The sequence below is a fragment of the Enterobacter sp. 01-M-02-SI-ECC genome, from assembly GCF_047530595.1.
GTDB lineage: Bacteria > Pseudomonadota > Gammaproteobacteria > Enterobacterales > Enterobacteriaceae > Enterobacter > Enterobacter cloacae_M.
Genome location: NZ_JBLKCZ010000007.1, coordinates 106,041 through 112,620, shown reverse-complemented (window position 1 = coordinate 112,620; position 6,580 = coordinate 106,041). Strand labels below are relative to the sequence as shown.

Here is a 6,580-nt window from a genome sequence, read left to right as displayed (position 1 = left end):
CTCACTCTAAAGGAGGAGCAGACCGATGTCGCAACCCTTACTGAAAGTGAACGACCTGGCAAAAAGCTTTTCCGGCGTCTGGGCGCTGAGCAGCGCTCAGCTAACCGTCGGCAGCGGCGAAATTCACGCCCTGCTGGGGGAAAACGGGGCGGGAAAATCCACGCTGCTGAAGGCGCTCGCGGGCGCGCAGCCGCAAACGCGCGGGGATATCTGGTTCAACGGCGAAACGCTGCCGGTGGACGACTCTCCGGTGGAACGCCAGAACAAGGGCATTATCACCATCTATCAGGAGTTCAACCTGCTGCCCAACATGACCGTCGCGGAAAACATGTTTCTCGGGCGCGAGCCGCGCAGGCGTAACCTGATCGTCGACGAAAAGGCGGTAAACCAGGAGGCGCAGGTCATTCTCGATTACCTCCAGCTGAACGTTGCGCCGACCACGCCTGTCGCCCGCCTGAGCGTCGCCCAGCAGCAGATGGTGGAGATCGCCCGGGCGCTGACCCTCAACGCCCGGTTAATCATTATGGACGAACCTTCCGCCGCGCTGAGCGACAGCGAGGTGGAAAGCCTGCACCGCGTGGTGCGGGAGCTTAAAAACCGCGGCGTGAGCATTATTTACGTTACCCACCGCCTGCATGAAGTTTTCCAGCTCTGCGATCGCTTCACCGTTTTCCAGGACGGCCGCTTTACCGGCACCGGCGCGGTGGCGGAGACCAACGTTGAACAGCTGATCCGCCTGATGGTCGGACGCGACGTGGCCTTTAACCGCCGCCCCGCCAGCGAAACCCATCACGAGGACAAACCCGTCCGCCTGGCGGTAAAGGGGCTGAGCCGCGAAAAGCCGCCGCTGGATCCGCACGGCATCGCGCTGCACGACATCAGCTTCCACGTCCACGCCGGGGAAGTTCTGGGCATTGCCGGGCTGGTGGGCGCGGGACGTACCGAAGTGGCCCGCTGCCTGTTTGGCGCTGATGCGTTTACCTCGGGCAGCTTTGAGCTGGACGGCGTGCCGTACCAGCCGCGCGACCCGCTGTATGCTCTCGATCAGGGCGTGGCGCTGGTGCCGGAAGACCGCAAAAAAGAGGGGGCGGTGCTGGGGCTGTCGATTCGCGACAACCTGTCGCTCTCCTGCCTCTCCTCGCTGCTGCAGTGGCGCTGGTTCGTAAACACCCGCAAGGAGGACGATCTGATTGAGTCCTACCGCAAGGCGCTGCAGATCAAAATGGTCAACAGCGCGCAGGAGGTGCGCAAGCTCTCCGGCGGCAACCAGCAAAAGGTGATCCTCGCGCGCTGCATGGCGCTCAACCCGCGGGTGCTGATCGTTGATGAGCCGACGCGCGGCATCGACGTGGGGACCAAATCGGAAGTGCACCAGGTGCTGTTTGACATGGCGAAAAAGGGCGTGGCGGTGATTGTGATCTCCTCCGATCTGCCTGAGGTGATGGCGGTGTCCGATCGGATCATCACCCTCAGTGAAGGCAGGGTGACCGGCGAGATCCACGGTGACGACGCTAACGAAGAACGGCTGATGACGATGATGGCCATCAACCACAACGCCCTGAACGCGGCGTAACGGAGTTTCTCATGACGCAGATGATTTCTAAAACGCAGGCCCCGGTCAAACGCGCCGGACGCATCGATCCCATCGCCTTCTTCGAGCGCTTCGGGGTGCTGATTTTCATGATCCTGCTGCTGATCTTCTTCCAGTCGCAGAACAGCAACTTTTTCTCTGAACGCAATATTTTCAACATCCTGACCGAAGTCTCCATCTACGGGATCATGGCCGTGGGGATGACCTTCGTCATCCTGACTGCCGGGATTGACCTCTCCGTGGGCTCCATTCTGGCGGTCTGCGCCATGACCGCGGCGTACGTGATCAAGGGCGACAACTTCACCACCGTCGATCCGAACGCCTGGGGCGGCATGAGCTGGCTGATTGGTCTGGGGATTTGTCTGGCCATGGGCACGGCGATCGGCTTCCTGCACGGCCTGGGCGTGACCCGTCTGCGCCTGCCTCCGTTCATCGTCACCCTCGGTGGGATGACCATCTGGCGCGGCCTGACGCTGGTGATCAACGACGGCGCGCCGATCGCCGGTTTCGATCAGGGCTACCGCTGGTGGGGTCGCGGGGAGCTGCTCGGCATCTCCATTCCGATCTGGATCTTCGCCATCGTCGCCCTCGGCGGCTATCTGGCGCTGCATAAAACCCGCTGGGGCCGCTTCGTCTACGCCATCGGCGGTAACCCGGAGGCGGCGCGCCTGGCGGGGGTGAACGTCAAGCGCGTGCTGGTCAGCGTCTATGTGCTGATCGGCTGTCTGGCCGGGCTGGCGGGCTTCATTCTGAGCGCGCGTCTGGGGAGCGCCGAGGCGGTGGCCGGGATCTCCTTTGAGCTGCGCGTCATCGCCTCGGTGGTGATCGGCGGCACCTCGCTGATGGGCGGCTACGGGCGCATCGGCGGCACCATTATCGGCTCCATCATCATGGGGATTCTGATTAACGGCCTTGTGCTGATGAACGTCTCGGCCTACTACCAGCAGATTATCACCGGATTAATTATCGTTCTGGCGGTGGCATTCGATACCTATGCCAAGAGCCGTCGCGGCGCACTGTGAGGATCACGATGAAAGAGGTTCGTATTGGATTAATTGGCACCGGGTATATCGGCAAGGCGCACGCTATCGCCTACGCCCAGGCCCCGACGGTGTTCAACCTGCGCGGCAGGCTGGTGCGCGAGATGGTGGCGGAAGTCACGCCGGAGCTGGCGGCAGCGCGCGCGCAGGCGTTTGGCTTCAACCGCTCCACCGGCGACTGGCGGGCGCTGGTGGCCGACCCTGCTATTGACGTGGTGGATATTTGTTCACCCAACCACCTGCATAAGGAGATGGCGCTGGAGGCGATCCGCCACGGCAAGCACGTCTACTCGGAGAAGCCGCTGGCGCTTAACGCCCACGACGCGCGCGAGATGGTCGACGCCGCGAAGCGGGCCGGGGTGAAAACGCTGGTGGGGTTCAACTACATGAAGAACCCGACCGCGCAGCTGGCGAAGGAGATTATCGCCCGCGGCGAGATTGGCGAGGTGATCCACTTCTACGGCACCCACAACGAAGACTATATGGCCGACCCGCTCTCGCCCATTCACTGGCACTGCTTTAAAGAGACCGCCGGGCTGGGCGCGCTGGGCGACCTCGCGGCGCATATCGTCAATATGGCCCAGTACCTGGTCGGGGAGATCGAGCAGGTCTGCGGCGACCTGAAGATCGTGGTCCCGGCGCGCCCGGCGAAGGCCGGATCGTCAGAGATGATTGCTGTCGAAAACGAGGATCAGGCACACGCGATGGTGCGCTTTGCGGGCGGCGCGCAGGGCGTGATTGAAACCTCCCGCGTCGCCTGCGGCCGTAAGATGGGGCTGTCGTACGTCATCACCGGGACGAAAGGCGCCATCAGCTTCACCCAGGAGCGCATGGCCGAGCTGAAGCTCTATCTGCATGAGGATCCGGTTAACCGTCAGGGGTTCCGCACGCTTCTCGTCGGCCCGGCACACCCGGACTACGCCGCGTTCTGCATGGGCGCGGGCCACGGGATTGGCTTTAACGATCAAAAAACGGTGGAGGTGCGCGACCTGGTGGACGGGATTGCCGCCGACGCGCCGATGTGGCCGGACTTCGAAGAGGGCTGGAAGGTGTCGCGCGTGCTGGACGCGATCGCGCTCTCTCACCAGGAAGGCCGCTGGCTGAACGTGAACGACATTGTCTGATGAGGTATCAACGTGGAAAAGCAGTTTGATGTGATATGCATGGGCCGCGTGGCGGTAGACCTCTACAGTCAGCAAATTGGTGCCCGCCTGGAAGACGCGTCGAGCTTCGCCAAATATCTCGGCGGGTCGTCGGGTAACGTGGCGTACGGCACCGCGCGTCAGGGTTTACGTTCGTCGATGCTGGCGCGCGTCGGCGATGAACATATGGGCCGCTTCCTGCGGGAAGAACTCAACCAGGTGGGCTGCGATACCAGCCATCTGATTACCGATAAACAACGCCTCACGGCGCTGGTGCTGCTCGGCATTAAAGACCGGGACACCTTTCCACTGATTTTTTATCGCGATAACTGCGCGGACATGGCGATTACCGCCAGCGATGTGGACGAAAGCTACATTGCCTCCGCACGTTGTCTTGCCATCACCGGGACTCACCTTTCTCATCCGCAGACCCGCGAGGCGGTGCTGACGGCGCTGGGCTATGCCCGCCGTCACGGCGTGCGCACGGTGCTGGACATCGACTACCGTCCGGTGCTGTGGGGGCTCACCGCCTTAGGCGACGGCGAAACGCGCTTTATCGCCGCCGATAAGGTCACCCGCGAGCTGCAGGAGGTGCTGCACCTCTTCGACGTCATTGTCGGCACCGAAGAGGAGTTTCACATTGCGGGCGGCAGCACGGATACCCTGCAGGCGCTGGAGCGGGTGCGCGCCGTCAGTGACGCTGCGCTGGTCTGCAAACGCGGCGCGCTCGGCTGCTCGGTCTATACCGACGCCATTCCGCCCCGTCTGGACGACGGCCTGACGGTGACCGGCGTGCGCGTGGAGGTGCTGAACGTTCTTGGGGCGGGGGATGCGTTTATGTCCGGCCTGCTGCGCGGCTACCTGAACGACGAGGGCTGGGAGCAGGCGTGCCGCTACGCCAACGCCTGCGGCGCGCTGGTGGTCTCGCGTCACGGCTGCGCCCCGGCGATGCCGAGCAAAATCGAGCTGGATGACTATCTTTCACGCGCTGCAGATGTTCCGCGCCCGGATCTTGACCCGCGTCTTAACCATCTCCACCGGGTGACCACCCGCCGCCGCGAATGGCCGGAGCTGTGCGTGATGGCCTTCGATCACCGCAGCCAGCTTGAGGATATGGCGATGCAGTGCGGCGCGTCGCTTAAGCGCATTCCCGCGCTGAAGCAGCTGATCCTGCAGGCCAGCCGCGAGGCGGCGAGCCGCGCCGGGCTGGAGGGCAAAGCCGGCCTGCTGTGCGACGGCACCTTTGGTCAGGACGCGCTGAACGCGATCACCGGGGAAGGGTGGTGGATTGGGCGTCCCATCGAGCTGCCGGGTTCCCGGCCGCTGGAGATGGAGCACGGCAACATCGGCACCCAGCTTATCAGCTGGCCGCAGGAGCACGTGGTGAAGTGCCTGGTCTTCTTCCACCCGGAAGATGCCCACGGCCTGCGCCTGGAGCAGGAGCAGAAAATCGCCGAGGTGTACCACGCCTGCTGCCGGTCCGGGCACGAGCTGCTGCTGGAGGTGATCCTGCCCGCGACCATGCCGCGCAGCGACGAGCTCTACCTGCGCGCCATCTCCCGCTTCTACAACCTGGGCATTTACCCGGACTGGTGGAAGCTGCCGCCGCTCTCGGCCGACGGCTGGACGGCGCTGAGCGAGATTATCGAACGCCGCGATCCGCACTGCCGCGGGGTGGTGATCCTCGGCCTGGACGCCCCGGCGGAACAGCTGCGCGCGGACTTCAAAGCCGCAGCGGGGCAGACGCTGGTAAAAGGCTTCGCCGTGGGGCGCACGCTGTTTGGCGATGCCTCCCGCGCGTGGCTGAAGCACGATATTGACGATGCGCAGCTGGTGACGCGCATCCGGGACAACTACCTGCAGCTTATCGCCTGGTGGCGCGAGCGCGGACACGCATAATGGAGACGACAATGAGTGTGCAATTAGGCATTAACCCGCTGACCTGGACGAACGACGATCTGCCTTCTCTCGGCGCGGAAACCTCGCTGGAGACCTGTCTGAGCGAAGGTAAAGAGGCCGGTTTTGCCGGCTTCGAGCTGGGCAATAAATTCCCGCGCGAAGCGCGCCTGCTTGGCCCCATCCTGCAGCGTCACGACCTGCAGCTGGTCTCCGGCTGGTACTCCGGTCGCCTGCTGGAGCGCAGCGTGGAGGAGGAGATCGCCGCCGTGCAGTCCCACCTGACGCTGCTGCGCGAGCTGGGGGCGAAGGTGCTGGTGTTTGCGGAAGTGAGCGGCTGCATTCACGGCGAGCAGCAGACCCCGGTGCATCTGCGCCCGCGCTTCCCGCAGGCGCGCTGGAAGGAGTACGGCGAGAAGCTCTCCGAATTTGCCCGCTATACGCAGCAGCAGGGCGTGCAGATTGCCTACCATCACCATATGGGCACGGTGATTGAGTCCGCCGAGGACGTGGACAACCTGATGATCCACACCGGGGAGGCGGTCGGACTGCTGCTGGATACCGGCCATCTCACCTTTGCCGGGGCCGATCCGCTGGCGGTGGCGCAGCGCTGGGTGTCGCGCATCAACCACGTTCACTGTAAAGACGTGCGCGCCGACGTGCTGGCGGACGTGAAAAACCGCAAAACCAGCTTCCTCGATGCGGTGCTGAGCGGCGTGTTTACCGTGCCGGGCGACGGCTGCGTCGATTACCCGCCGATTATGCGGCTGTTGAAGGCGCAGGATTATCACGGCTGGCTGGTGGTCGAGGCCGAGCAGGATCCGGCGATTGCCCATCCGCTGACCTACGCCCGTCTGGGGTATAACAACCTGAGCCGTCTGGCCCGCGACGCCGGACTGATTTAAGGAGGG

5 protein-coding genes are annotated in these 6,580 nt (G+C 63.6%); all 5 read left to right on the top strand.

Features of this window, described 5'->3' with window-relative positions:
* Positions 1-25: 25 nt before the first annotated feature.
* From ACMWLG_RS11920 to iolE, 5 genes are read left to right on the top strand one after another with little or no spacing between them, the layout of a single operon-like run.
* Positions 26-1,573, top strand: a complete 1,548-nt coding sequence (locus ACMWLG_RS11920; protein ID WP_045399665.1) for a sugar ABC transporter ATP-binding protein — start codon at positions 26-28, stop codon at positions 1,571-1,573.
* A gap of 11 nt (positions 1,574-1,584) precedes the next feature.
* Complete coding sequence (locus tag ACMWLG_RS11915; RefSeq protein WP_008502116.1) at positions 1,585-2,613, top strand: ABC transporter permease; 1,029 nt, start codon at positions 1,585-1,587, stop codon at positions 2,611-2,613.
* Between the two features lie 8 nt (positions 2,614-2,621).
* Positions 2,622-3,755, top strand: a complete 1,134-nt coding sequence (locus ACMWLG_RS11910; RefSeq protein WP_045399668.1) for a Gfo/Idh/MocA family protein — start codon at positions 2,622-2,624, stop codon at positions 3,753-3,755.
* Positions 3,756-3,767: 12 nt separating this feature from the next.
* Positions 3,768-5,672 (top strand): bifunctional 5-dehydro-2-deoxygluconokinase/5-dehydro-2-deoxyphosphogluconate aldolase, encoded by a 1,905-nt coding sequence (locus tag ACMWLG_RS11905; protein ID WP_045399671.1) that lies wholly within the window; start codon positions 3,768-3,770, stop codon positions 5,670-5,672.
* Positions 5,673-5,683: 11 nt separating this feature from the next.
* Positions 5,684-6,574 carry a myo-inosose-2 dehydratase gene (iolE, locus tag ACMWLG_RS11900; RefSeq protein ID WP_045620595.1) on the top strand — a complete coding sequence of 297 codons (891 nt, stop codon included), beginning with the start codon at positions 5,684-5,686 and terminating at the stop codon, positions 6,572-6,574.
* Positions 6,575-6,580: the final 6 nt, after the last annotated feature.